This is a genomic window from Mesorhizobium sp. B2-4-6 (assembly GCF_006442775.1).
Taxonomy (GTDB): Bacteria; Pseudomonadota; Alphaproteobacteria; order Rhizobiales; family Rhizobiaceae; genus Mesorhizobium.
In genome coordinates this window covers 1-25,310 of sequence record NZ_VFVI01000006.1, presented here as the reverse complement: position 1 = coordinate 25,310, position 25,310 = coordinate 1, and the positions used below count along the sequence as shown (strand labels likewise).

The 25,310-nt window shown below is 62.0% G+C and carries 23 protein-coding genes and 3 pseudogenes; 18 read left to right on the top strand and 8 right to left on the bottom strand.

Features of this window, described 5'->3' with window-relative positions:
- The first annotated feature begins 24 nt into the window (after positions 1–24).
- The 10 genes from FJ957_RS32450 to FJ957_RS16750 all read left to right on the top strand — a co-directional run bounded on the left by FJ957_RS32450 (position 25) and on the right by FJ957_RS16750 (position 12,675).
- Complete coding sequence (locus tag FJ957_RS32450) at positions 25–1,998, top strand: DUF2817 domain-containing protein (RefSeq protein ID WP_281407681.1); 1,974 nt, start codon at positions 25–27, stop codon at positions 1,996–1,998.
- A gap of 75 nt (positions 1,999–2,073) precedes the next feature.
- Complete coding sequence (locus FJ957_RS16790) at positions 2,074–2,871, top strand: transporter substrate-binding domain-containing protein (protein ID WP_140833164.1); 798 nt, start codon at positions 2,074–2,076, stop codon at positions 2,869–2,871.
- 77 nt (positions 2,872–2,948) lie between these two features.
- Complete coding sequence (locus FJ957_RS16785; RefSeq protein WP_181180592.1) at positions 2,949–3,656, top strand: ABC transporter permease subunit; 708 nt, start codon at positions 2,949–2,951, stop codon at positions 3,654–3,656.
- 4 nt (positions 3,657–3,660) lie between these two features.
- Positions 3,661–4,392: an ABC transporter permease gene (locus FJ957_RS16780; RefSeq protein ID WP_181180609.1), complete on the top strand. Its 732-nt coding sequence runs from the start codon at positions 3,661–3,663 to the stop codon at positions 4,390–4,392.
- A gap of 588 nt (positions 4,393–4,980) precedes the next feature.
- A complete protein-coding gene (locus tag FJ957_RS16775) occupies positions 4,981–7,413 on the top strand; it encodes an ATP-binding protein (protein ID WP_140833158.1) in 2,433 nt (810 codons plus the stop codon).
- Positions 7,414–7,418: 5 nt separating this feature from the next.
- The gene (locus FJ957_RS16770; protein WP_140833157.1) at positions 7,419–7,811 is read left to right on the top strand and encodes a response regulator; all 393 of its coding nucleotides are present in this window, start codon (positions 7,419–7,421) and stop codon (positions 7,809–7,811) included.
- A gap of 256 nt (positions 7,812–8,067) precedes the next feature.
- Entirely contained in the window at positions 8,068–8,460 is a 393-nt protein-coding gene (locus FJ957_RS16765; protein WP_140833155.1) for a response regulator, read from the top strand.
- Entirely contained in the window at positions 8,460–10,211 is a 1,752-nt protein-coding gene (locus FJ957_RS16760; protein ID WP_140833153.1) for a YaiO family outer membrane beta-barrel protein, read from the top strand. Before FJ957_RS16765 ends, FJ957_RS16760 begins: the two co-directional genes overlap by 1 nt.
- Before the next feature lie 2 nt (positions 10,212–10,213).
- A complete protein-coding gene (locus tag FJ957_RS16755; protein ID WP_140833151.1) occupies positions 10,214–11,251 on the top strand; it encodes a HEAT repeat domain-containing protein in 1,038 nt (345 codons plus the stop codon).
- Positions 11,248–12,675, top strand: a complete 1,428-nt coding sequence (locus FJ957_RS16750; protein WP_181180591.1) for a glycosyltransferase — start codon at positions 11,248–11,250, stop codon at positions 12,673–12,675. Before FJ957_RS16755 ends, FJ957_RS16750 begins: the two co-directional genes overlap by 4 nt.
- Before the next feature lie 33 nt (positions 12,676–12,708).
- Here FJ957_RS16750 and FJ957_RS16745 read toward each other — a convergent pair whose 3' ends face one another.
- Entirely contained in the window at positions 12,709–12,972 is a 264-nt protein-coding gene (locus FJ957_RS16745; RefSeq protein ID WP_281407682.1) for an Hpt domain-containing protein, read from the bottom strand.
- 300 nt (positions 12,973–13,272) lie between these two features.
- A pseudogene (locus tag FJ957_RS16740) lies at positions 13,273–13,384 on the bottom strand (transposase); the annotation flags it as partial.
- A 98-nt stretch (positions 13,385–13,482) separates the two neighbouring features.
- On the opposite strand from FJ957_RS16740, the gene FJ957_RS16735 reads away from it, so the two are divergent.
- From FJ957_RS16735 to FJ957_RS16720, 4 genes are all read left to right on the top strand, one after another.
- Entirely contained in the window at positions 13,483–13,974 is a 492-nt protein-coding gene (locus FJ957_RS16735; protein WP_140833149.1) for a DUF995 domain-containing protein, read from the top strand.
- Between the two features lie 24 nt (positions 13,975–13,998).
- On the top strand, positions 13,999–15,135 hold the full coding sequence (locus tag FJ957_RS16730; RefSeq protein ID WP_140833147.1) for an endo-1,4-beta-xylanase: 1,137 nt from the start codon (positions 13,999–14,001) through the stop codon (positions 15,133–15,135).
- Positions 15,136–15,205: 70 nt separating this feature from the next.
- On the top strand, positions 15,206–16,306 hold the full coding sequence (locus FJ957_RS16725; protein ID WP_140833145.1) for a helix-turn-helix transcriptional regulator: 1,101 nt from the start codon (positions 15,206–15,208) through the stop codon (positions 16,304–16,306).
- A gap of 202 nt (positions 16,307–16,508) precedes the next feature.
- Positions 16,509–17,609 (top strand): helix-turn-helix transcriptional regulator, encoded by a 1,101-nt coding sequence (locus FJ957_RS16720; protein WP_140833143.1) that lies wholly within the window; start codon positions 16,509–16,511, stop codon positions 17,607–17,609.
- Between the two features lie 791 nt (positions 17,610–18,400).
- Here FJ957_RS16720 and FJ957_RS16715 read toward each other — a convergent pair.
- The gene (locus tag FJ957_RS16715) at positions 18,401–18,883 is read right to left on the bottom strand and encodes a DUF995 domain-containing protein (protein WP_181180590.1); all 483 of its coding nucleotides are present in this window, start codon (positions 18,881–18,883) and stop codon (positions 18,401–18,403) included.
- Positions 18,884–19,008: 125 nt separating this feature from the next.
- Entirely contained in the window at positions 19,009–19,389 is a 381-nt protein-coding gene (locus FJ957_RS16710; RefSeq protein ID WP_140833139.1) for a hypothetical protein, read from the bottom strand.
- Between the two features lie 530 nt (positions 19,390–19,919).
- On the opposite strand from FJ957_RS16710, the pseudogene FJ957_RS16700 reads away from it, so the two are divergent.
- The 3 genes and pseudogenes from FJ957_RS16700 to FJ957_RS16690 form a co-directional block, all read left to right on the top strand.
- Positions 19,920–20,279 (top strand): annotated as a pseudogene (locus FJ957_RS16700) (SRPBCC domain-containing protein); the annotation flags it as partial.
- A gap of 57 nt (positions 20,280–20,336) precedes the next feature.
- Complete coding sequence (locus tag FJ957_RS16695) at positions 20,337–20,618, top strand: DUF2285 domain-containing protein (RefSeq protein WP_140833135.1); 282 nt, start codon at positions 20,337–20,339, stop codon at positions 20,616–20,618.
- Positions 20,619–20,683: 65 nt separating this feature from the next.
- Entirely contained in the window at positions 20,684–21,160 is a 477-nt protein-coding gene (locus FJ957_RS16690) for an SRPBCC domain-containing protein (protein WP_140833133.1), read from the top strand.
- A gap of 46 nt (positions 21,161–21,206) precedes the next feature.
- Here the strand turns inward: FJ957_RS16690 and FJ957_RS32070 are convergent, their stop codons facing one another.
- The gene (locus tag FJ957_RS32070; protein ID WP_210243245.1) at positions 21,207–21,377 is read right to left on the bottom strand and encodes a hypothetical protein; all 171 of its coding nucleotides are present in this window, start codon (positions 21,375–21,377) and stop codon (positions 21,207–21,209) included.
- A 427-nt stretch (positions 21,378–21,804) separates the two neighbouring features.
- Between FJ957_RS32070 and FJ957_RS16680 the strand changes: the two genes are divergently transcribed.
- Entirely contained in the window at positions 21,805–22,548 is a 744-nt protein-coding gene (locus FJ957_RS16680; protein ID WP_181180589.1) for a GntR family transcriptional regulator, read from the top strand.
- 1 nt (position 22,549) lies between these two features.
- Here the strand turns inward: FJ957_RS16680 and FJ957_RS16675 are convergent, their stop codons facing one another.
- The 3 genes and pseudogenes from FJ957_RS16675 to FJ957_RS32250 all read right to left on the bottom strand — a co-directional run.
- A complete protein-coding gene (locus FJ957_RS16675; protein ID WP_246685861.1) occupies positions 22,550–23,662 on the bottom strand; it encodes a helix-turn-helix transcriptional regulator in 1,113 nt (370 codons plus the stop codon).
- A gap of 548 nt (positions 23,663–24,210) precedes the next feature.
- Positions 24,211–25,128 (bottom strand): IS3 family transposase, encoded by a 918-nt coding sequence (locus FJ957_RS16670; RefSeq protein WP_246685872.1) that lies wholly within the window; start codon positions 25,126–25,128, stop codon positions 24,211–24,213.
- Positions 25,101–25,310 (bottom strand): annotated as a pseudogene (locus tag FJ957_RS32250) (hypothetical protein); the annotation flags it as partial. The pseudogene FJ957_RS32250 and the gene FJ957_RS16670, both read right to left, overlap by 28 nt.

Below are 25,310 nucleotides of genomic sequence, written 5' to 3'. Positions count from 1 at the left end.
GCTACCAGTCGCCCAGCGGGACCGATGACGCGCCAAGATGAGAAGGTGTCGCCCTATGCCTCGGATTTTGCGGCCCTGCGCAAGGGATTTCGCGAGGCGGCCGAGCGGGCGGGCGCGGAACTATCCAAATATCCTCATCCGCTGAACGGGCCGGATGGCGAGGCCCTGGCGACCGATGTGGCACTGCTTGGCCGCCGCGATGCGCCGAAACTGATCGTGCTCATCTCCGGAACGCATGGGGTCGAAGGGCCGTTCGGCTCGACCTGCCAGACCGCGTGGCTCTGCCAGAAGAACCTGCGGCGCTTGCCCGACGACACGGCGATCCTCGCCATCCACCTCATCAATCCCTGGGGCACGGCGTGGTCGCGGCGCGTCAATGAAGACAATGTCGACCTCAACAGAAACTTCATCGACTGGGCGACGGGTGTTCCCGTCAACAACGGCTATGCCGGCTTGCACGACGCGCTTGCCTACCGCGAGTGGGAAGGACCGGATCGCATAGCGGCCGACGAGAAGCTCGCCGCGGCGCGCCAGAAGCTCGGGCATGCCGGGCTGGCGGCGATCGTCGAGGCCGGCCAGTATGAGTTCGCCGACGGGCTGTATTACGGCGGCGGCGGTCCCGTCTGGTCGAACCGCACCTTGCACGAAATCCTGAAGACTTTTGCCGGCGAGGCGCGCCAGGTCATCGTCTTCGACCTGCATACCGGCGCTGGGCCCTACGGCTACCCGGCCCTGCTTTCGGTGGCGAGTTCCGAGCATGCCGGCCTTGCCTGGGGCAAATCCATCTTCGGGCCAGCGCTTGCTACAGTCCTGACAGGTCCGGGCGCCAAGATCGGCACCGGCATCGCGGCCACCGCGACAGGTTATGTCTCCGACGCCGTCCGCAAGCAAATGCCGAACGCGCGCGTGCTGCCGCTTGTCGTCGAATGCGGCACGCTGGACGGCCCAGCGGTCATGGAAGCGGTGCAAGCCGACAACTGGCTGCATCTGCACGGCAAGCTCGATTCGCCGCTGGGCAAGCGGATCCGGGAAACGCTGCGCTCGGCCTTCATTCCGGACGATGCGGATTGGCAGCGGGTCTGCCTTTCCAGCAGCCTGCGTTATTTCGATCGTGCGCTGGCGGACCTGCGGGCTGTCGAGATAGGCCAGGACGAGGCCGTTGGGAGCGAACAAACGTCGCCAACCGTTCGCGCCGGTGTGGCCGGCCAGGCTCCCGCCCACGAACCGAAGACCGGCACACCAGCCGTGCAGATCGACGAACTTCACAAAAGTTTCGGCTCCCTTCTGGTGTTGAAGGGCGTCAATCTCACGGCGCATGCCGGCGAGGTGATTTCCATGATCGGCTCGTCCGGATCCGGTAAGAGCACGTTCCTGCGCTGCATCAACCTCCTGGAACAGCCGGATGGCGGCAAGGTCGCCATCGACGGCGAACTCATCAAGATGAAGCCGTTGCCGAACGGCCGTGTCGGGCCGGCCGACATGGCGCAGGTCGAACGGATCCGCGCCCGCGTCGGGATGGTCTTCCAGAACTTCAATCTCTGGCCGCACATGACGGTGGTCGAGAACATCGTCGAAGCGCCCCGGCATGTGCTGAAGGAGCCCCGCGAGAAGGCGACCGAACATGCCCACGCCCTGTTGAAGAAGGTCGGGCTCGCCGACAAGCATGCCCATTATCCGGGCCAGTTGTCCGGCGGCCAGCAGCAGCGGGCCGCGATCGCGCGAACGCTTGCGATGCGGCCCAAGGTCATCCTCTTCGACGAACCGACATCGGCGCTCGATCCCGAGCTGGTCGGCGAGGTGCTGCGGGTGATCCGTCAGCTGGCCGAGGAAGGCAACACCATGATCCTCGTGACGCATGAGATGCAGTTCGCGCGCGAGGTCTCCCACAAGGTCCTGTTTCTCCACCAGGGAAAGGTGGAGGAAGAGGGTGCGCCCGCGGAGCTGTTCGGCAGCCCGCGCTCTGAGCGTCTGCGTCAATTCCTGGCGCGCACGCTGTGAGGAAAAACCGCACCCTCGAAGCGTTCGGTTCGCACCGGACAACGGCAATGAGATCAACAACAAGGGGAACTGACAATGAAACTGAAAGTCTTGACGCTGCTCGCTTTTCTCGCGGGAAGCATGGGCAGCGCATTGGCCACCGAAGGCGAGTTGTCCATCGGGACCGAAGGCGCCTACCCGCCATGGAGCATGTCCGACGCCAACGGCAATGTCACCGGTTTCGACGCCGATGTCGGCGCCCTACTCTGCACCAAGCTCCAAGTGAAGTGCCACTTCGTCGTGCAGGCTTTCGACGGGTTGATCCCGGCGCTGAAGGCCAAGCGCTTCGACGTCATCATCTCGGGCATGTCGATCACCGCCGATCGCAAGAAGGAGATCAATTTCAGTGTCGGCTACGCCGAACTGGCCAACATGTTCGTCGCGGCCAAGGGTTCCGATCTGGCCGCCATCACCGACGTCGACACGCTGCTGAAATCGCTCGACGGCAAGAAAGTCGGCGTGCAGGCCGGCACGACGCACGCGCATTTCCTCGAGAAGCGCGCGCCGAATGCCGACCTGAAAACCTACGACACGCTCGACCAGATGCAGATCGATCTTGCGAGTGGCCGTATCGACACCGCGTTCGCCGATCAATCGGCCTTGCAGGACTTTCTGGACAAGCCGGATGGCAAGAACTTCCAGCTGGTCGGCGTCGAGATCAAGAGCACATATGATCCGACACTCGGCGAGGGCATCGGCGTCGGTATCGCGCAGGACAATACCGAGCTCAAGGCGAAGATCGACAAGGCGCTTTGCGAGCTGGTCGCCGATGGTTCGGTCGGCAAGGCCAGCCAGAAATGGTTCAAGACCGACATTTCCCGGCCCTGCAACTAACGCCGTGTGTCTACCGCATGCGCCCGGGCGGCCGGGCGCATGCATCCAGCTTCGCGTGGCAGACTAGGGCAACTCACATGGAATTCGGTCTCTGGCAGGTTTGGGAAGGGGGATGGGTGACCGCGATCTTGCGCGGCGCATCGATAACCATCCTCGTCGGTCTCGTCAGCATGGCGGCGGGGCTGGCGATCGGCATTGTCTGCGGCCTGATCAAATGGGCCCGGATATTTCCGCTTTCGGTGCTGGTCGATGCCTATACGTCGCTGGTGCGTGGCGTGCCCGAACTGCTGATCATCTACCTCCTGTTTTTCAGTTCGGTTGAATTCGTGACCAAGGTCGTGACCGCTTTCGGCTATGCCGGCGTCGCGGAGAGCGGCTATGCGTTCGTCATTGCGGTTATAGCCATCGGCGCGATTTCCGGCGCCTATTCGACCGAGGTCGTGCGCGGGGCGCTCGGCGCCATCCCCAATGGGCATATCGAGGCCGCTCGCGCGCTTGGGCTATCAGGTGGCCGGATCTTCCGCCGCATCATCGCGCCACAGATGCTGCGCATCGCGGTTCCTGGCATCAACAATGTCTGGCAGACCACCATCAAGGACACGGCCCTGGTTTCGGTGGTCGGCCTTCAGGAATTGATGCGCATTTCATTCATCGGCGCCAATTCCACACGCCATCCGTTCATCTTCTATCTGATCGCGGCGGTGGTTTATCTGGTCATCACGCTTGCAAGTCAGGCCGGGTTCGACGGGGTCGAACGCCTGCTCAGGCTGCGGACAAGAAAGTAGCATGATGGACCTCATCCAGCTTGCGGTTCCCGTTCTGCTCAAGGGCCTGTGGGTCACGGCGGCGCTGACTCTCGTTTCGGTGCTGATCGGCTTCAATCTGGGTCTCGGCCTGGCGCTGATGCGCCTGTCCTCCAACCGCCTGCTGTCGGGCTTCGCCAAATACTACAGCAATGTCTTTCGCGGGACGCCGCTGCTGGTACAGATTTTCCTGTTCTACTACGGGCTCGGCCAGCTTCCCCTGATCAAGGACAACGCGGCTCTGTGGTGGGTGATCAGCGACGGCGCGCGCTGCGCCGTGCTGGCGCTGGCGCTGAACACGGCCGCCTATACATCCGAAATTCTGCGTGGCGGATTGATGTCGGTTCCGGTCGGGCTTGTCGAGGCGGCCCAGGCGTGCGGCATGTCGCGCATCTTGCTGTTCCGGCGTATCGAGTTCCCGCTCGCCATCCGCCAGGCGCTGCCGGCCTATGGCAACGAGCTTATCCTAATCGTCAAAGGCACCAGCCTTGCCTCGACAATCACGGTGCTTGAAATCACCGGCTATGCCAAGCGGCTGATGAGCCAGACCTTCGCGATCTTCGAGATCTTCGCCATTGCTGGAGTGCTCTATCTTGTTATTAATCTGCTGTTGATCGCGGTCATCCGTTCTGTTGAGCATTTTCTAATGCGCCACGAGTCCACATCTGACCGGAAATCGGTCGCGCTGCGCCAAAATAGATCTACAGCGGTTTCGTGACTCTCTTGCGGAGATTGAGGATTTTATCCCCTGCGTGTGAGCGGCCATCGCTTGCTTTTCAGTTTCGCGGCACAACCGCTTCGTCCCCATCAACCCGGGTTCTGAGTGTTGCGGGGAAGAAGGGGCGAACTGGATCTATGAGGAATTGAAGCTGAATGACAACTTTCTCTGCGGGTTGCACTGGAAGCTGAAGTTCGTTTTCGGACCCAAAATGCTCCTGCCGGCTGCGCGCCCAAAGCCGGTCGCTCCCGATCGCGTCCATGCACCAAAAGCGGTCGAGCGGACTTATCCACCTCTGTGGATCAAACAGGCCGGTGGGTAGGGTGAACATCGACAGGAATGCCGGTGACCATTTCCACCCCTCCAACATTCGCCCATAAGGGAGCACAAGTGTGCGCATCGTCGTCGCAGCTGGCTGAACCGGCCGGGCAGCCTCGGTCCTCGGCGGCGCGCTTCTTCTACGGAACTCGCGGGCGATCGTTTCCCAGCCGGATGAAATTAACTATCCAGCTGATGGCCAGTGCGCTGCCTGTTTAGACCTCGGACAGGTTTTGCCGGTATCTATCGGGAAAAAGGAGCTGGAAAGTCATGACCGAGATCTGGCGCTCACTCCTGGGCAATCTTGCCCTCGTCTCGATCCTGGTCGTCGCCTGGGACCTCGTGGCGGATTTCACGGGGCGCCTCCCGCGGCTGATACAATCGCTGTTTTTGGGCGCGGTCATGTGCGCGGGTTCGATCATTTCCATGGCGACGGCCCTGAACGTCTCCGGTTTCGCGGTCGACCTGCGTGCCGCCTTTATCGGCGCGGCCGCCTTCTTCGGCGGATGGCCGGCGATGTTCATCGCAACCGCCGGCTCCATTGCCTATCGCGCCTATCTTGGCGGGCAGGGCGCGAGTGTCGGCGTCATGAGCATCCTGATCACGGCCGTTGTCGGACTGGCATGGCACCACGTCGTCGCGGTCCGCTCGCGCACCATGCTCGATATACTCGGTCTGGGCGTGACGGTCGCGCTCGCCGGGCTGATTACGCTTGTGGTCATTCCCCAGCAGGTCCTCGCCGGCTTCGTTCAGCAGAGCACGCTTCCGTCCTTGGTATTCCGATTCCTCGGCACCTTCATCATCGGCGTGCTGCTCGACCGGCAGCAGCGGCGCCGCGATCTCGCCATGTCCAACATGATCTACCGCGCCATGGTCCGCGAGCTGCCGGATTGCCTCAACGTGAAGGATGCAGCCGGCCGCTTTGTCGTTGCAAACCCGGCCACCGCCGAAATGATGCGCGCCGCCTCGGCGGAGAATCTTATCGGCAGGACGGATTTCGATTTCTATCCGAAGGACGTGGCCGAGCGTTTCAGGCAGGATGAACTGGGCGCGCTGGAGACCGGGCTGACATCACGCCTCGACCAGCCCGCGCTTTTCCCGGATGGCAGCCAGGGCTGGCTCTACACCTTGAAGGCTCCCTTTCGCGACGAGACCGGCAAGATCGTCGGCGTCATCACCTATAACCGCGACATCACCGAGCAGAAGCGCAACGCCCAGCTCAAGAACGATTTCATCTCGACGGTCAGCCATGAGCTGCGCACGCCGCTGACGTCGATCCGCGGCTCGCTCGGCCTGATCGCGGCGGGCGTCGCGGGCGAATTGCCGGCCAAGGCCGCCAATCTCGTCAACATCGCCCACAACAACAGCGAGAGGCTGGTTCTTCTCATCAACGATATCCTCGACATGGAGAAGATCGAATCGGGCGTCATCAGCTTCAAGATCAAGCAGATGCCTGTGCGCCCGGTCCTGGAGCAGGCCATCGCCGCCAGTTCCAACTATATGGCCGAGAGCAGGATCCGCATCGTCCTTGTCGACGATGCCCCGCGCGCCGAGGCCAATATCGACCCGGACCGCTTGCACCAGGTGATGGCGAATCTTCTGTCGAATGCGATCAAGTTCTCAGATCACGGCGGCACCGTGATGGTGAAGCTGCAGCGCCGCGACGGCGGCATGCTGCGCATCTCCGTGATCGATCAGGGCGCGGGCATTCCCGAAGCGTTCCGCAGCCGCATATTCGGCAAGTTCGAGCAGGCCGACGCGTCCAGCACGCGCAGGAAGGGCGGCACGGGCCTGGGCTTGAGCATCGTCAAGACCATCGCTGAAAAGCTGGGCGGCACCGTTTCCTTCGAAACGGAGGAAGGCAAGGGGACGTCGTTTCACGTCGACCTTGCCGAAGCGCATAGGCAGGAGGAGAGGCCTGTTCTGGTCGAGCGCCGGTCGCGCAAGCGCGATGGGCGGCTGCGTGTCCTGATTTGCGAGGACGAGTCGGATGTAGCCACGGTGATCGCCGCACTTCTCGATGCCGAAGGCTTTTCCAGCGATGTCGCCCCCGACATCGATACCGCCAAGGCGCTGCTGAGCTCGCGCGACTACGTGGCGCTGACGCTCGACATCAAGCTGGCGGGGGAGTCCGGCATCAAGCTCTTCCACGACATCAGGGCGTCACCGGTGAATTCCGACATTTCGGTCATCGTCATCTCCGCCGTCGCCGACGAAGCCAGGCGCTCGCTGAACGGCACCGCTGTCGGCATCGTCGACTGGCTGGAAAAGCCGGTGGATTCGAAGCGGCTGCACGCGGCTCTGGCCAAGATCGTCGGCCGCAGGGTCGAGCCGAAACCGCAGATCCTGCATGTCGAGGATGACGAGGGCGTGCTTGCGGTGATGTCGGAGGGCCTGGGTTCGGGGGTCTCGATCACCTCGGCGAAAACGCTGAAGGACGCGCAGCAGGCGATCGCGAACCATCGTTTCGATCTTGTCATCCTGGACATCGCGCTCCCCGACGGATCGGGACTGGACCTGCTGACCGATCTGCCGCTCGAAACAGGGGTCATCGTGTTTTCCGCAGCCGAGCTGGACGACAAGCTGGGCGATCGCGTGCAGGCGATCATGACCAAGACCAAGGCGTCGGAGATCGATGTCGCAAGGCTGGTCAGGAACATGCTGGTTTCGACCCGCGACGCCTCCGCGCAAGCCAGGGAGTGACCTTTATGCCGTCAAGGATCCTTTATGTCGATGACGAGGACGACATCCGCGAAATCGCTCAGATGTCGCTCGAGCTCGAGCCGGAATTCGAAGTGCGGTCCTGCGCTTCGGGCGTGGCGGCGCTGGTCGACGCGGCGGCATGGCTGCCCGACCTCATCCTGCTCGACGTGATGATGCCGGACATGGACGGGCCGGAGACGCTGAAGCGCTTGGCCGAATCGCAGCCGACGGCGACGATACCCGTGGTGTTCATCACGGCGCGCACCCAGACGCACGAGGTCGAGCGCTATCTCGCCATGGGAGCGGTTGGGGTTATCGCGAAGCCCTTCGACCCGCTTGCGCTTGCCGGCGAGGTGAAGAGGCTGCTTGCGTCGCGCGCCGGCGGCTCGGCGGCCTAGCCGGGAGAGCGCGTGCAGCGGCGAGACGCTTGTCGGCAAGCACCGGCCTGGTGTTTACGCCTCCTATACCATGCGCCGATATTCATCTACTGATTGCATCGAAATGCGGCCGTCGCGAATCGGCTTGTCTATGATTTGGGCGGCATTGGCCGGCGCGGGTGGCCGCGCGGGCTTGGTTCATGGACCGCGTTGGCGGATGTCGGTTCATGGGTCGGTTACTCCGGGGGGCAACGAGGCGTAAACCGGAGCATGACTGGTGGATGGAGCGAAGGCGAGAATTCTGATCTGCGACGATGATCCCTTGTTGCTCGAGCTGATGGAATTCAGGTTGAGGGCGAAGGGATACGAGGTCGTCAAGGCCGTCGACGGGGCGGAGGCGCTCGAGAAGGTGCGGCGGGACGCTCCCGACGTCGTCGTGCTCGACGCGATGATGCCGAAGGCTGACGGTCTGGAGGTGCTGGCCCGCATCAAGGGCGACCCGGCCCTGTCCGAAACGCCGGTGGTCATGCTGACTGCCCGCAAGGGCGAAAAGGACATTGTCTCGGCCTTGGACAAGGGGGCTGACGACTATCTGGTGAAGCCATTCATCCCCGAGGAACTGCTGGCCAGGCTCGCGCGGCTGATCGCGCGCAAGGGCGGGAAGCGCTGATGCGGCGCGGCCGGCGCTTGAGCCTTGCCGCATGCCTGATCCTGGCCGTCGCCGCCGCTCCGCGCGCGGCGCTGGCGCAGACGGTCGACGAGCTCTACGCCTCGGCCGTGAAGGCGAGGCAAGCGCAGCATTTCGACGAGGCCGCAGATCTCTTGAAGCGCGCGCTGGCGCTCAAGCCCGACAATGCCGATGCGCTGGTCCAGCTTGGCTTCGCCGAGCTCGGCCGCAACGACCTTCAGGCGGCGCGTGACGCCTTTTCCAAGGCCCTTTCGATCGCCCCGACTTACCGGGATGCCTCTTTCGGCATGGCCGAGGTCGAGTTCCGCTCCGGCAATCTGGACGCAGCACTACCGCTCGCCGAAGCCGTCGCCAAGGCCGACCCGGCCAATGCCGACGCCGCAACGCTTGTCGAGAACATCCGCAAGGCGAAACAGCCGGCGGTCAGCAAGCTGAAACCGGCTGCCACGGCTGCCGCGCCGGTGAGGAAACCCTATCGCCGGCCCGATCCCGTCCCCGGTCTGATGGAAGAAGGCAGGCGCCTGCGCCAGGCAGGCAAGCTGCCAGAGGCGGAAAAGGTCTATCGCCGCGCCCTGAAGCTTTCACCGAAAAACACCGACATCCTGGTCGCGCTTGGCCTTGTCGTCGGCTCCAGCCAGCGCTTCGACGAAGCTGGGCATTTCTTCGACCGCGCGCTGGCGATCGAGCCCGGCCTTCTCGATGCCAGGCTGGGCAAGGTGCGCCTGGCGATCTGGCAGGGCGATACGCCGCGCGCCCGTGCGCTGATCGACGAGGCGCTGGCGAGCGCGCCGGTCAATGCCGAGGCGCTCGACCTCGATGGCAGGATCGCCCTTATCGAGGGCGACCAAAGGCGGGCCGGGCAATCGTTCCAGCGCGTGCTTGCGCTTGAGCCGAAGAATGCCGAGGCGCTGGTCGGGATCGGCGACGTGCGCCGCGCCGAGGGCGACGACGAGGCCGCGCGGGAAGCCTACACCCAAGCGCTCGCCATCGAGCCGGGCTCCGCCGACATCGAGCAGAGGCTGGCCGTGCCGCCGCCGCGCAAATGGCGGCTCGATCTCGGCAGCGAGGTGAGCGATCTCACCAATGGGCTGGGCGACTGGACCGACAGTTCGGCCGGCCTTGCCTATCGGCTGTCGCCGCGCACGACGATTTCCGGCCACACCCGGCTGGCGACGCGCTTCGGCCGCACCGACGTCCAGATCGAGGGCCGCATCGACCAGGCCTTTACGCCGGCCTTCTCCGCCTATGCGCTCGCGGCAGCGACGCCGGACGCCGATTTCCTGGCGCGCTATTCGATCGGCGCCGGCGCGTCCTGGCAGGTCGTGGCGCCGGCAAAGGCGTTCGGCCCGCTCTCGCTCAACATCGATGCCCGCTACGACGACTTCGTCGACACCGGCGTCACCAGCATCCAGCCCTGGATCCAGGCCTATGTCCTCGACGGCCGCCTGGGGTTTTCCGCCCGCTGGGTGCATGCGCAGGACGATATCGGCTCGCGCGCCGACGGCTACGTGCTTCGCGCCGACCTTGCGGTGACGGAGCGTTTCAACGTCTTCGCCGGCTATGCCGACGCCCCCGAGATCGACGACGGCGCTTTGATCCCGACGCGCAGCGTGTTCGGCGGCATTTCCTTCGACGTCAGCGATCCGCTGACGCTGCGCGCCAGCGTCGCGCATGAAGAACGCCCGACCTTCGACCGCAACATATTCGGCCTCGGCCTGACGGCGCGGTTCTGACCATGTGGTACATCTGGGACCTGTCGATACTGCTCAGCGCGCTTTCCCTGGTGATCATGCTGTTCCTGATCGCGCGCCGCATGCTGCAGGAACGCCGCGGCAGGGCGACGGCCGACCAGCGGCGCCAGATTCTGACCGCGCTGATCACCTTCAGCGAAAACCGCGATCGCGAGGCCTTGAAGACCGCGGTGCTTGGCGTGCCGGCCGGCATCGCGATCGACGCCGGCTTCGAGTTCATTTCGCTGCTGCGCGGCGAGGAGAGGGACGACGTGCTTGTCGCCTTCAACGAATGCGGCCTGCCGGCCCGTGTCGCCAGGCAACTGCGGAAAGGCAACGTCGCCGACCGCATCCACGCCGCCGAGATGCTGGCGGCGCTGGCTTCGGACGATGCGTCGGCAAGCCTGCTTTCCGCGCTTGCCCAGGACCGTTCGCGCGAAGTCAGGATCGCCGCGGCCATCGCGCTCTGCGATCTCGGCAGCCTGCCGCTGCTCGGCACCGCGCTGGACTTTATCGGCGTGGCGGGGCAGCGCTCGCGGCGCCTGATCGAGCTGTTCAGGCGCTTTCCGCGCTCGCGCTTCAACGAGCTTGCGGTCCACGCGTCGCGCATCGACGCCTCGCCCCTCATCAGAGCGGCTGCGATCGACGCGCTGGCGCGGGCCGGCGGCTTCGGCTTCGCCGATTTCTTCGCGGGCCTCGCCGGTGATGCCGCGCCCGAGGTTGCCGCCGCCGCGCTGCGGGCGCTGGGCCTGACGGGGCACGCCCAGGCGCCGGCCATCCTCAAGCGCGCCATGGAAAACGACGACTGGGACGTACGCGCCGCCGCCGCCGAGTCCGCGGGCCGCCTCGGCCTGCCCGAGCTCGCAGCGCCCCTGTCCACGCTGATGGACGACGAGGTCTGGACCGTGCGCTATGCCGCCGCCAACGCGCTGCGCTCGTTCGGCCAGCCGGGAGAGCGGCTGCTGCGCGAGATCGCTTCCGCCGAGGTGTCGCGCAGCCAGCGCACCGCCTCGCTCATCCTTGCCGAGGGACCGGCCCTATGATCGCCGACTGGAGTCACGAGGTCGTGCTTGCCGCCACCATCCTGTCCTGGTTCATCATCGGGGCGGGGCTGGCGCAGACGACGATCTATCTCTTGCAGCTCGTCGTCGCCGGCTACGCGCTGTCCAAGCGTCCGCCGGTGGCGCGCTCGGCGCTGCTGTGGCAGCGCTATGGCGATATCGCGCCGCCGATCGCGCTGCTGGTGCCCGCCTATAACGAGGCGCTGAACGTGGTCGAGAGCGTCCAGTCGATGCTGGCGCTCGAATATCCGAATTTCGAGGTGGTCGTCATCAATGACGGCTCGAAGGACGACACCTTGCTGCGCCTCATCGAGGCTTTCAAGCTGGTGAAGTTCCACAGACCCTATGAGGAGGCGCTGGCGCACCAGCCGATCCGCGGCCTCTATTCCTCGCCGGTGACCGAACGGCTGTTCGTGGTCGACAAGGAAAACGGCGGCAAGGCCGATGCCCAGAACGCCGGCATCAATGTCTGCCGCGCGCCGCTCTTCTGCGTCATCGACGGCGATTCCATCCTCGATCCCGATGCGCTGATGCGCGCCGCCCAGCCCTTCATCGACGACCCCGAGCGCACCATCGCCGTGGGCGGCACGATCCGCATCGCCAACGGTTCGAGGATCGAGGCGGGCAGGGTGCGCGAGATCCACCTGCCGCGCCGCCTGCTGCCTTTGTTCCAGGTGGTGGAATACCTGCGCGCTTTCCTGATGGCCAGGCTGGCCTGGAGCAGCATCAACACGCTGATGCTGGTGTCCGGCGCCTTCGGCATGTTCCGCCGCGCAGAAGCGGTTGCGGTGGGCGGCTTCACCAAGGGCTCGATGGGCGAGGACCTCGACATCGTCATCAAGCTGCACCGCCATATGCGCGACAGGAAGCGCAAATACCGCATCCAGTTCATTCCCGAGCCGGTGTGCTGGACCGAGGCGCCGGAAACGCTGAGCGTGCTCGGCCGCCAGCGCTCGCGCTGGCAGCGCGGCGCGCTCGAATGCTTCTTCCGCTACCGCTCGATGCTCTTCAACCCGCGCTATGGCCGCGTCGGCTTCCTCGGTTTTGGCCACATCCTGATCGTCGACGTGCTGGGACCGGTGGCCGAAGTGCTGGGCTATATCCTGATCCCGGCCTTCTGGCTGCTCGGCATCCTGTCGGCCGAATACCTCCTCGCCTTCACCGCGCTCATTTTCACCTATGGCGTCTGCGTCAGCGTCTGCTCGCTGATCCTGGAGGAGGCCGAGCTGCAGCGCTTCCCCCGCGCCAGGGACCTTGCCGTGCTGACGGCCGCCGCCGTGATCGAGAATTTCGGCTACCGCCAGCTCAACAATTTCTGGCGCGTGAAAGGCTGGTGGCAATTTTTACGCGGCAACCAGGGCTGGGGCGAGATGACCAGGACCGGCCTCGGCGGCGCCAAGAAATAGGCGTGGTCGGCGGACTCAGGGTAAGGGGGGCCGTCAGGCCAACGTCCGCTCGATCTCCGCGATCAAGGCATCGAGCGCCGCGCGCACAGCCCCGTCCTCCGCCTGCTCGATGAGCAGCGTCTCCAGCGCCGAAGCCCACGTGCTGATCTCAGCGAAGCCGAACGTGCCGGCCGCGCCGGCCAGTGAATGGGCGAGGCGGATCAGCGGGTCGTTGCCGGGCAGGGGAGCAGCTTGAAGCGCGATGGCCTTCAGCTCGGCGAGCTGATCGGCGCAGCGGATGAGGAAGCGTTGGCGCAGAGGGGCGAAGGGGTCGATTGAGATGGGCGGCGCTCCGGCTAAACGATTTCAAGATCTGCCATCTAACACACTCTTCCCGAAAACGAAGAGTCAGCTTCCGTGAAGAGTTTCGGGCGCCGGCAGGCGTACGAAAGTCCCAGAGGAAGGAACCCCCGGGCCACAGTCACCATAGACGTGCGTCGATCCGTTGCAGGAGGGTGAGGGCTCGCAGCTGAAGGCTGAACCATTCCATGCCGGGTCATGGCGCGCCGCTCCCGGTCGACGGCGGTCGACGGGGACCGTCCGGCGGTCCGCGCGGCTGAGGCGGCTGTTCGAGATCGCCACTCGGTGCATGTAGCGCGACAGGTAGGCCAGCACCGCTTCCGGCCCAGCGAAGGGCGCCTTGGCGTAGACCACCCTCGGCCCGCTTGAGAACCGCATGACCCATCTGGGTCATGCGGTAAAGCCATCAATGATGGAATCTCAACCCGCTAGTCCAATGAAGTTTGGGCACATTCGCAGGAGATTGAGATGATACGTTTTCTTTCGCGAGCATGGTATGGCACCGTGGCTTTTGCGGCTTTTGCGGCCTTCACGTCCACCAGTTTTGCGTGGCCCTTGCCGAAGGGATCAGTCCAGCTGACCAAGGCCGAGGTAGCGAAGATCTACTCGGGCATGACGGCTGACTGGGACACCATTCGCGGCTATCACGCGCCTGACGGTAAGTACTACTCGCATGCAAAGGACAAGAGTTGGTTCTTCGAAGGGAAGTGGACGGTTCGCGGCAATACGCAATGCATCAGCGGCTCATGGACCGAGGTCAAGACCGGCAAGACAGGAAAGTCGGGGAAGCGCGACTGCAACACGTGGATGCGGGGACCCGACGGAAAAATGTGGGATCTATGGAGCCAGGCGAAAGACCAGCGGAACGACTGGTCGGACGAGAACCTGTCGAAGCTGTCCAAGGGAGACCGCGGCGTCGTGAAAACGATCACCGAGCTCAAGGCAAAGGTTAGAGGCTGATCGCCTCGGCGATTGGGTATTTAGATGGCCACACGCCGAGCAATGAACCGTCGGGAATTCATTCTGGCCGGCATTGCCTCGGCGATGACCTGTCAGCCACCGCGCGGCTGGGCGCAGGCCGCGCAGACAATCAGAGAGGCCGCAAAAACACGCGGTATCGAAGTTGGAGGATTTGTCACTGTCGCCCAACTGGCCAACTCAAAGATAGCAGGCTTATTTGCAGAGAATTTTACGCTGGCCGCCAATCTTTTCGAGGAGATGGAGTGGGACGCTAATCCCGGGTTTGACGCAGATCCCGCCTTCAGCGATCTGAACTTCTTTCTGGATAACTGTAAAAATCTTGGGCTTAGGCCTCGCGGTAGGCAGGTCTATTCGCACGAGGCATTGCCAGCCAATGCGCATCTGCGCGCCGATGGTACACCCAAAAGCAAGTCGGAGCTTGAGAAGACGCTCGTGCGTCGGGCCGAGCAGGCTTGCCGGCCTCTGCGCGGCAGGAATGCCATTATACAAGTCATGGATGAAATCCTGGCTGACCACGAAGGCGGCATTCGGAAGGACCCCTTCAGCAATGCATTGGGAGAGCGGTATGTCGACATCCTGTTCCAGGCCGCGCATGAGGCAGCGCCGGATGCGCTGCTAATATATCAGGAATTTGGCCCAGAGATTAACCCGCAGAAGTGGTTTAAGCGCAAGACAAAGGACTATCTGTCCTTGCTAGAGCGGCTGCGCAAGCGGAATGTGCCGATAACTGGCGCCGCGCTTGGTGGCTTTATGCACCCAGACCTGACACTCAGGGTTCCGTTTTTCCAACGGATTGCGAACCTGGACTACGACATTCACATAACCGAACTCACTCAGATCTACGGTATCCGGGGAGAGCCGAAGCGTGATGGCTGGTGGCCAAGGTCGATAGAAGAAAATAATCGCATTGTCGCTGACCGATACGTTCGAGCTTTCAAATTCCTATGCGAGCTTAAGAGGCTGCGGGAGGTCACATTCTTCGCACCGATTGATCGAATGAACACCATCGAAACAGGGACTTTAGGTGTCGAACCCTACTCTGGAGCTCGGCCTGGAGTGTTCAACCAGGACCTCAGCCCTAAGCAGCCTCTCTACGGGTCAATTGTGGAAGCGATTTCACGGTCAAAGCCGAACTTGTAGCAATCCCTTGTCCATCACTTGAATTATCAAGCTCCCCGCGCTTAGCTACTGCCTCATTCCGGGGGTTGGGATGGGCACGACATTCGACTTGGAAGCCATTAGCGCTGCCTTCTCGGCCGCAGCGCTTGATCCGTCCCAGTGGGATGCGGCGATGGAGGTGGCGGAGAGGGCCACGGGAAGCGCCGGGGCTCTCCTGTTCGACCTGAAAGGCCATTTCCCGCGCATTCCCCACAGTCAGGCGGCGGTGGAGGCCTTCGAAAGCTATGTGGAAGGCGGATGGATCCACCGGGATGAGCGATACCGCCTGCTCCCCTTCCTGTCACGGCGGGGCGTCACCACGGACCTTGACCTCTTTACCGCTGAGGACATCGCGAATCATCCATACTATCAGGAGTTCCTGTCGCCTCTGGGTCTCCGATGGTACGCCGCCGTGAAAATCGCGGCGGGCGACGCTTGCTGGTGCATCTCGCTGCAGCGCTCGATCGAGCGAGGTCCATTCTTGCCCCCCGAAATCGCGCAACTGGAGGAACTGTCCAGAATTCTAGGGTCGTCGGTTGCAGTTGCCCGAGCACTCGGCCTCGCTCGGGCTGAGGCCGGAATCGAAGCCTTTGGCGCCAGCGGAAGCGCGGCCGTCATGCTGGACGGATATGGGAAGGTGCTTCTAGTGAACCCGGCTGCGGAGGCGCTGCTGGGGTCGAACCTCCGGGTCCACTGCGGCCGGCTAGCGTCATGGAACAAGGATGCCACCGATACGCTAGAGAAGTCGTTGAAGGAACTCCTGTGGATCAGGGCGCCCTCGGCGACGATGCCTCCAGTTGCGCTCCCCCGCATCGAGGGCCGTCCCTTGATAGCGTATCCGATGCGCCTCGGCGCGGTCTCGCCGAACGCCCTCGCTCCTTGCCAGGCGGTGGTTGTCATCCTTGACCCCGACTCCGATCCGCAACCGCCGGAGGCGATATTGCGATCCTGCTTTGGCCTCACGGCCGCTGAGGCGGGATTGGCTCGCCATATCTCGTCCGGCCGGAAGCTCGAGTCCATCGCCGACGAACTTGGCATTCGCTACGAAACCGCCCGCAACCATCTGAAGGCGGTCTTCGCAAAGACCCAGACTCACCGCCAGTCGGAGCTTGTCGCCGTCCTTGCCAGGTTGGCCAACGCGCCGCCTCGCTAGCGCCGATCCGACGAGCGTCGCCGTGAACGGCCGCAATCCGTGACGCTCTCGGCGCGTTAAGCGCGTCGTGGGTAAGCAAAGCAATCCCAGCGGGTCAGAGGGCCGATGAGCGCGGCTAAAGCCCCAAAAGGCTGAATCCCTTTCCATCGCTTGAATTCTCCATCTCCCTGCGCTTAGCTACTGCCTCATTCCGGGGGTTGGGATGGGCACGACATTCGACTTGGGAGCCATTAGCGTTGCCTTCTCGGCCGCTGCGCTTGATCCGTCGCAGTGGGATGCGGCGATGGAGGTGGCGGAGAGGGCCACCGAAAGCGCCGGGGCTCTCCTGTTCGACGTGAGACGACATTCGCCGCGCATTCCCCACAGCCAAGGATCTGCGGAAGGATTCGAGACATATGTCAAAGGCGGATGGATCCACCGGGATGAGCGATACCGCCTGCTCCCATTCCTTGCACGGCGCGGGGTCGCCACTGATTTCGACATTTTTACGCCCGACGAGATTACCAGGCACCCGTACTACCAGGATTTTCTTTCGTCCCAAGGCCTGCTTTGGTACGCGGGAGTGAAAGTGGGCGCCGGCGACGATTTCTGGTGTCTGTCGTTGCAACGGTCGATCGACAAGGGTCCCTTCTCACCCAGCGAACTCGAAGAACTGGCAAGGCTGTCAAGGCATCTGGGGCCGTCTGTAGCGGTTGCTCGGGCTCTCGGCTTCGCCCGGGCGGAATCCAGTTCCGACGCCTTCGGCGCCAGCGGAAGGGCGGCCGTCCTGCTGGACGGGGGCGGGAAGGTAGTTCTCGTAAACCCAGCCGCTGAAGCGCTGCTGGGCTTGAGCCTCCAGGTCCGTTGCGGCCGGCTGGTGTCCTGGAACAAGGACGCTACGGATGCGCTCGACCGATCGTTACGTGAGCTCCTGTGGGTCAGAACTCCGTCGGCCACGATGCCTCCAGTTGCGCTCCCCCGCATCGAAGGCCGTTCCTTGATAGCGTATCCGATGCGCCTCGGCGCGGTCTCGCCGAACGCCCTCGCTCCATGCCAGGCGGTGGTTGTCATCCTTGACCCCGACTCCGATCCACAACCGCCGGAGGCGATATTGCGGTCCTGCTTTGGCCTGACGGCTGCGGAAGCGGGATTGGCTCGCCATATCTCGTCCGGCCGGAAGCTCGAGTCCATCGCCGACGAGCTTGGGATTCGTTATGAGACCGCCCGCAACCATCTGAAGGCGGTCTTCGCAAAGACCCAGACCCACCGTCAATCGGAACTGGTTGCCCTCCTCGCCAGGTTGGCCAACGCGCCGCCTCGCTAGCACCGATCCGAGGGGCGGTGCTGCGAACGGCCGGAATCCGCGACGCGCTGCTTCTGCCGCGTATCCTTGGTCGGTAGAGAATTGCGAGGACGATTCGCACCGAGAAAGTCCAGCGCGATCAGCGTCGGCCGAATGCGACGTTCTCCCCGCATCTGACACCGTGCGCTAGGTTGGTATTAGCGTGATTTTCAAAGGGCCCATTCGCTTTCCCGCACGGTCCCGCTTCGGCATCTCACGCCTGCTGCGCAGTTCGGCAGGGTGAACCCACGCCTGCCGAAAGCCTTACTCCGTCGTTCATCAGCGTGGAGATCCTCAGCGCCTCTCCCGGTTGGAGGCCAAAAAGAATGTTGCCATCGAATTCGGCTACGTTCTCTTGTACAGCGTCCCAAACCAACCAATTGCCGGCGGGATCGCACAGCGGTTCGTAGGGGCCCCCGCCCCTTAAGGTCAAGATTCTGATCCTAGCCTCCGTTGCGCACCTGTGACACGCCTCCTGTACCCATAGACTAGCCATCCAGCCACGTAGGGCATCCCCCATTTGAGTTATGTATGCCTTGCCGCTGGGAGTTCTCGCTGCAGCGAACCATTGAGCACGGTCAGTTCCCCCTCTGTGAACTCGAAGACCAGCTAACGATCCGTGCAGGCGACGCTTCGCGGACACTTGGACCGGCGCGCCTCGATGCCGCGTCAGATGCATCCGGTGTGGCTCATGACTTTAGATGCCAGGCCAAGGCTCCTGCCGCCCTGACGATGAATTCACACGACGCTGGCGCGCCTGCGCAAGCACATGCTCACTCGCCACCCATCGCGGCGTACTTCTTGGAGACGAGGTCTCCTTTCTTGTGTTGCTTCACCTCGCCTACCCAATAATCGTTGACCTTGTCCGGCTTGGACCCGTCGAAATGGACAGACCATAACGCGTAAATTTTGTTGCCCACGCGCCAGAATGCGTTGCAGTTGGTGGAGGCCTTGGTGTCGGTCTTCGACTTGTTGTACTCGCATAGTTCGTTCCCTTTGACGGTCCACGTCCCCTTGAAGGTGCCAACCGCCTTGGGTTTGCCGAATACACCCCTGGTGGTGCCGTTGGGGTCGTAGTAGGTGTCAGCGCCCCTGTAGACGCCGGTCTTGCCACTGTAGATCAAGCGTACTTCATCTGCCGAGAGCGGGGTCGCCCCCTTTGGTAGCTTGACAGCCATGGCGGCAACCGTAGTCGCCCCGAGAATAACTGCACTAATGGAAATAACTGCCCTGATGGAAGTTGATGGGAAATGCATGTCGCTCCTCCGTGGTCGTGCGCCGTCCCTGCTCCTGGTTGAATGGCCACCTGTTTGAACTTCCCCTCGCAAGGCGGGCGAGGCACTATGCTGTGACTGTACAAGAGGCGCATGACCCATTTGGGTTACGCAACCGTGCCCCGTGATAGCTGCTGTGAAGCTGCAATCCTGCGAAAGCGCGGTTTCAGCACCGGAGCGACGTTCTCCGTGTCGGGATTGGCAGACGGAGTTTCACTCTCTGAGAAAGCTTGCTTTGAGAGCTGCCGATGGATGTCGCTGCTCGATCGCTTACGAGGGGAGTGTTTGTATGGACGATCCACACCCTGCTCCGGCTTCAAGGTCGCGATTTGTTCCTCTGCACGTTCTGCAAGCAACCGATCAAGCTCGGCCTTCGCCCTGAGCGAAAGTTGGTGATTGGTGACCGCGATGCCGCGCAGCATGGCAGCCACGCTAACCGCATCCTTGTAGGCTTGGTCGCCATACACGTGCACCTCGGCCCCAGCCATGACGCTCGGCCGCCGCTGCGGTTTCCAGAGCAGCGTTCGAGGTGAGCCGGCCGCGCAGGCTGATGACATTACCGCTGTCGACAAGCCTAGCGCCGTCCCGCAGGTCGATCCACAAGCAGGTCCTTGTGGGATCATATCGGGTCGACGCTATGGCGGATACGGTACCGGCAGCGATCCATTGGAGGGGCCTGCGTCGATCTCCGAGCTTTCCGCGCCGTTCGATATGGCAGGCCCGTCCTTTCTCAAGCACATGAAGGTGTTGGAGAATGCAGGGCTCGTCCGGTCGGAAAAAAGGGACGTGTGCGGTCGGTCATGCTGGTGCCGAACGCGCTGCAATGGGTGGACGAATGGGTCAGCCAGCACCGACAGCAATGGGAGCATCGGCTCGACAGCCTGGGCTCCTTTCTGGCTCATGGAGATAATTGATGAACGAGCAATCACAGCATCATCGCGAATTGACGCTCGAACGGCTCTACCCGAATTGCAAGGAGCATGTTTGGGCGGCCTGAAGCGTCCGGGAGAAGAAAGCAGCCTGGCTCGGAAGCGAGGGGTTGGAGATGGATTTCTCTGCCGGCGGCGCCGAGCGGAGCAGTTTCCGCGACGCCATGGGCGAGCATACCAACGAGGGCCGCTATTTTGAGATCAAGGAAGGGCAGCGTACCGTGCTGGCCTATTCGATGGCCGTGAACGGGCGCGTCCACACGGTTTCGCTGGCGACGATCCTGTTTGAGGATGCGAACGGCGGAACGCGACTGACCTATGCCGAACAGATGTGCGTGATCCCGCCGAATGACGGCGCGGAAGGCCGCGAGCGCGGGCGGAACACGGTGCTGGATAGCCTGACCAGGTATCTTGCCGGAGATATGGAACGGACCGCACAGCAGACTTAGAATTCGCAATTTAGGGCGGTCGCCCGAACGGGGAGGACCGGTCAAGAGGAGTTTGTCTTGGCGAGAGAGCTGGACCCTGAAGTCGCCGACGAAGTGCCGTGGTCCGACAGGATCACACCATACGACGAAGCTCATTACGTCACCTATATGCGGCTACTTGATGCGGAGAGGGACGGCGCAAACTGGCAAGAGGTGGCGAAGATCGTTCTGCACCGTGATCCCGCGGCCGAACCTGAGCGCACCCGTCGCTGCTGGGAGGATTATTTAAAGAGGACACACTGGATGACACACACGGTCTATCGCAGGATTCTCGCCAACGATCGCGACAGCCTGCAATAGATCGCCGATCTCATTCGACGAACTTGGCTAGATGTTCGAAACCAGGAGAGGAGGAAAAACGTAGGATGACCACATCCACCACAGAGCCACGAGTCGATTCCGCGTCGCTTGTGATCGCTGCGTCACCGCACGCCATCTACTCCGCGTTTATCGACGGCAGCGCATGGGAGCGATGGTTGCCGCCAGAGGGTATGACCGGCCGCATTGAAAAGTTCGAGGCGCGTCCGGGTGGCCGCTACAAGATGGCGCTGACCTATCGCGGCGAACACGCCAACCGCGGCAAGTCGTCGGATGACACCGATGTCGTCGAAGGGCGCTTTGTGGATCTCGTGACCGACGTGAAGGTGGTTCACGCCGTCACGTTTCAGTCTGACGATCCCGCCTTCGCAGGCGAGATCCGGATGACGTGGGGCCTTGAGCCTGTGCCGGAAGGAACGAAAGTCTCGATCATCTGCGAGAACGTGCCGGTCGGGATCAGCAAGGAAGATCACGATATCGGCCTGCGATCGACTCTTGCCAATCTGGCAAAATTTCTGGCGTGAAGGCACGGCACTTTTGTCTCGCTACGTCGCGCTGGAAGCCATGAGCTCAGTCCTTCGGCGTTCGGGACAGATTGTCGACCACCCGCCGAAGCATCGTCAGGAACATCGCCTGTTCCTTATAGGTGAACCCGGCCATTGCCTCGGCATTGCCTTCAGCCATGGTCGCCTTGACCTCTTCGAGCTTCGAAAGCGCCTCTGGAGGCAGCGCGTAGAGCACACCGCGTCAATCCTCCGGATCGGCGGACCGTGCGACGATACCATCACGCTCCATCCGCTTGAGACGACCACCATGCTCGGTTGCTCGACAAACGCGGCTTCGACCAGCGCCTTTTGCGACAGGGCGTTCCCTTCCGAGAGCGCTAGCAAGATCGGAAGCTGCGCGGGCAAGACGCCGATCGGCTTCAAACGCCGCTCCAGTGAGCGCGCGAACAGCCGCGCCATGGCCGCTGGCCCGTATCCTCTGCGGGAGAAGTCCGAGTCAGGATTCGCGCTGCATCGGATCGGCGATGCCGTGGCCAGCCGCTCGGTTCACGCCGCCATGCTGGACGCGTTGCGTCTATGCGTCCACTTTTGAGGAAGGCCGGCACGGTGCGCATGTTCTTTTCAACGGCATCGGAAGCGGTCAGACGGAGAGCGAAGCCTGCATGAAGGAAACCCTCCAAAGGGAGATGGTTCATCTCAGACGCATGCAGCCATTGAATGCGGCTACCGAAGTCGCGAGCGAACTGAGGAAAGCGATCATCAGCGGCTCTCTGGTGGCTGGTACGCGTCTGATCGAATCCGACATCGCCGCTCAGATGGCCGTTTCCCGCGGCCCGGTGCGCGAGGCGCTACGCATCCCGCACGAAGACGAGATGCCTAACAGAGGCGCAATCGTATCGGCGGTAAGCGCCGACGACGTGTTGGAGGTCTATGCCATCCGGGGTTCGCTGGGGCTCATCGCAATCCGTAACCTGATCGGACAGTATCACTTTTCGGAAGACGGGAAGGCTATCGTCCAAATCCGCATCGACGGGATACGAACCGGCGAGTTCGCGAAACTGCGATCTCTGTCAGGGGCGAAGTCATCAGAGATCATCGAACAGGAATTTCGTATTCAATCGGCGACGATGCTGGCGGCTTCCCTGCCCCGCGTGTATCGCCGCTTCGACCGGTTGACGGTCGAGATACAATCGCTCGTCAGCAGGATAAAGATCGAACACGACGCTTTCGATACGACGGTTGAGAAATACGCGAACCTGCCCAACTCCCTTTATGAAGAGGATGGAGTTTCCTCGGAGCGCGTATGGCGGAAACATATCCAGGTTTCCTCCACGGAGCTTCTGGAGAAACTCCCCGGTGGCGATGACGCAATTCGCGTTCGGCCTTGGATGGATACCCTCTACTAGACTAGGACAGCCGGATACCGGACAATAGAGCGGCGATCTCGGACTGACGCTTGGTGTCGGTTTTTGCCATAATAGATTTTGTGTGCGTCCGGACTGTCTCATACCCTAGGTCAAGCGCCTCAGCGATCTCTTTGTGATTGAGACCCCGAGCAAGCTGGATAGCGACAACTGCTTCCTGAGCCGTGAGCGCGAATAAGATCTGCAAGATCTTGCCGGCCGGTACGGGACGATCCTCAAGGTTGGTGACAGTGGCGACCGCGATAGAATGGGAAAAGATTTCTGCAGGCATGCCGCGTAGACGTTGTGCCCTTACAATCAATGGCCTTTTCCCCGGCCTGGACAAGCGGACTGGAGTCGAGGCCAGCTTATCGGCGATTGCTACCGAGTGCACGACAGCCTTGATGTGGCCACGCAATGCTACGCCTTCCTCGACCCAGCGCGATGTCAGTTCTCCCTGGACAAGACGAATGTCCTGATCGAGCAGGCTCTCGCAGAGCTTGTTCAAACGGGTGACGCGACCGTGCCTGTCGTAAAAAGCACAAGGTGTATTCGCCATATCGAAGGCGTCGCTCATGCCATCGAGCCGCTCGAAAGAAATGCCTCGCATGATGTCAGCCGCCAGCGATAGTCGGCTGCGCATCCTGGTCAGGATACGCTCTTCCTCGCGATCGAAAGGCATGTCCCGCATCGTACGCTGAAGGCCTAACGACAAAAGCGTGTCGCCGGTTGTGAAGCCTATCATAGCAGAATATCGGAACCCGAAGCGGCCCAGGAAATCATTATAGTAGCTCGACCTGCGAAAATCGTCTTCGGATGAAATATCGTGCTCTATCGCGACGCCCTTTCGCAGAACGTGCGGCACACAACCGAAGCGTATGTCTTGAAGATGCCACCCCTCTCGAAAGTAGGCCTCAAACGCCTCGGACAAGCTCGGCGTTGCAGGCACTCCGGGTGAGAACTTGCCGCGTAGGGGTAGGATATGCGCGCCGAACGACCCTGTCGCCTCGCAGATCCTCTCCAGCACCGAGTTCCAACGCTCCGGCGCGAGGGCCGCCCCAAGCACCTGATCAAGGGCGTCATCGAGGAGAAGGGGGTTGATCTGCACGACGGCCACTTCCCTCCGCGTGTGTACCGCAACTTATATTTGAACACACTGGTGACCTGCTGGAAAGCCTGCACATCACCCAAATGGGTGATGTGCGATCCAACGCCTGCGCACAAATGTAGCGATCGTGACCCTTTCCAGCCCACCGAGCCTTTCGGTGATTTTTAATGAATGCTGGCCTTGCCGCATTTCTGCTTTGTTCGGCGGCCCTGTTTTGGTGCGGGCATGCCCGGGCTGACCCCAGTCTGACTGAACTGGGTTTATTCGATCCGAGCAGTCCAGCCAGTGGAGCCTACGACGTTTCTTCGGATGGATCGGTCGTTGTCGGCTTAGCCAAATAACCAACTCTGAAGAAGCATTTCGGTGGACGAGTTCAGGCGGCATGGAGGTTACTGGGCGGCCTCAACCCTTCAAGAATAGATAGCGTTGCCTACAGCATCTCCCCAGGTGGCGCTACGATCGTTGGGTTAAGCGTCAATGCAGTTGGGTACCAAGAGGCATTCAAACGGACCCGTGCAGGTGGAATGGTTGGTTTGGGCTTTCTTGACCCGGCTGGATCATATCGTTCCAGCCTTGCAAGGGGCGTATCGCTGGATGGGACGGTTATTGTTAGTTCGAGCAATGGAGTGCGCCCCTGGGGGTGGACAATGATCAGGCCGCTGTTTGCCAGTCTGCCGGATGTGTTGATCCTCGAACTGCTGCGGGCTCAGATAACCGAGCGCTGAATGAAGTCTGCGGGTGTTGTAAACCTCCTCTATGAAGCGGGGAAGGTGTTCGGTGACGTCTTCGAATGTTTCATAGGCCATCGGATAGACCGCTTCGACCTTCAGCGTCTTCATAAGGCTTTCGGCCCTGGCGTTGTCATAGGGATTGCCTTTGCGGCCCATCGAGCCGACGAGTTCAGCGCCAGCCAGTGCATCCCGATATGCCTGAGCTGCGTATTGGGAGCCGCGGTCGGAATGATGGACGCAGCCCCGTGGTGGCCGGCGACGCTCTATCGCTGCCTTCAAAGCTGCAACCGTCAGACGCGCGTCGATGCTGCGACTGATGGCATAACCGACGATCAACCGTGACCAGGCATCGAGGACGACCGCGACGTAGACGCAGCGGGTTGGCAGCGCGACGTAAGTGATGTCGCAAACCCAGAGCTGATGGGGGCCGGTCGGTACGATATCCTTGGCCAGGTTCGGGAAGATCGGGCCGTCATGATTGCTGTCTGTGGTCGCGACGAACCTACGGCGGATCTTCGGATGCAGGTCGTGTTGACGCATTAACCGCCTGATCTTCTTATGGTTGATGATCAGGCCCTGCTGGCGCAGCGCGGCACCAACGCGACAATAGCCGTAAAATTCAAACTCATCGCAAATGGCAAACATGGCCTCCACGATCGAGGTGTCATCGACAGGCTTTTCGGGGCCGTCATAGTAGGTAGAGCGTGCGATCCCCATCAGCCGGCATCCTTCGGCGACGGAGATACCAGCGGGCCGGTAATGACGGATGTGGTTCCGCTTCTCAGCCGTGGTGCTCTTTTCAGAGCCCCCTTTAGAAACTCCAGCTCCAGCGCCTGTTTGCCAACTAGATGTTTGATCCCAGGCTTTGATGGGGCATCCTTATCTTCCGAATCAAAGGATGCGCTATGGGCCAGGTTCTGCATGGG

Bases quoted from the DNA above. Each gene is read 5' to 3' on its own strand.
- FJ957_RS16720 (WP_140833143.1), top strand. From the start codon at position 16,509: ATGGGCACGACATTCGACTTGGGAGCCATTAGCGTTGCCTTCTCGGCC.
- FJ957_RS16725 (WP_140833145.1), top strand. From the start codon at position 15,206: ATGGGCACGACATTCGACTTGGAAGCCATTAGCGCTGCCTTCTCGGCC.
- FJ957_RS16770 (WP_140833157.1), top strand. From the start codon at position 7,419: ATGCCGTCAAGGATCCTTTATGTCGATGACGAGGACGACATCCGCGAA.
- FJ957_RS16690 (WP_140833133.1), top strand. From the start codon at position 20,684: ATGACCACATCCACCACAGAGCCACGAGTCGATTCCGCGTCGCTTGTG.
- FJ957_RS32450 (WP_281407681.1), top strand. From the start codon at position 25: ATGACGCGCCAAGATGAGAAGGTGTCGCCCTATGCCTCGGATTTTGCG.
- FJ957_RS16710 (WP_140833139.1), bottom strand. From the start codon at position 19,389: ATGGCTGGGGCCGAGGTGCACGTGTATGGCGACCAAGCCTACAAGGAT.
- FJ957_RS16780 (WP_181180609.1), top strand. From the start codon at position 3,661: ATGGACCTCATCCAGCTTGCGGTTCCCGTTCTGCTCAAGGGCCTGTGG.
- FJ957_RS16790 (WP_140833164.1), top strand. From the start codon at position 2,074: ATGAAACTGAAAGTCTTGACGCTGCTCGCTTTTCTCGCGGGAAGCATG.
- FJ957_RS16775 (WP_140833158.1), top strand. From the start codon at position 4,981: ATGACCGAGATCTGGCGCTCACTCCTGGGCAATCTTGCCCTCGTCTCG.
- FJ957_RS16730 (WP_140833147.1), top strand. From the start codon at position 13,999: ATGGCCACACGCCGAGCAATGAACCGTCGGGAATTCATTCTGGCCGGC.
- FJ957_RS16715 (WP_181180590.1), bottom strand. From the start codon at position 18,883: ATGCATTTCCCATCAACTTCCATCAGGGCAGTTATTTCCATTAGTGCA.
- FJ957_RS16760 (WP_140833153.1), top strand. From the start codon at position 8,460: ATGCGGCGCGGCCGGCGCTTGAGCCTTGCCGCATGCCTGATCCTGGCC.
- FJ957_RS16735 (WP_140833149.1), top strand. From the start codon at position 13,483: ATGATACGTTTTCTTTCGCGAGCATGGTATGGCACCGTGGCTTTTGCG.
- FJ957_RS16755 (WP_140833151.1), top strand. From the start codon at position 10,214: ATGTGGTACATCTGGGACCTGTCGATACTGCTCAGCGCGCTTTCCCTG.
- FJ957_RS16785 (WP_181180592.1), top strand. From the start codon at position 2,949: ATGGAATTCGGTCTCTGGCAGGTTTGGGAAGGGGGATGGGTGACCGCG.
- FJ957_RS16680 (WP_181180589.1), top strand. From the start codon at position 21,805: ATGAAGGAAACCCTCCAAAGGGAGATGGTTCATCTCAGACGCATGCAG.
- FJ957_RS16750 (WP_181180591.1), top strand. From the start codon at position 11,248: ATGATCGCCGACTGGAGTCACGAGGTCGTGCTTGCCGCCACCATCCTG.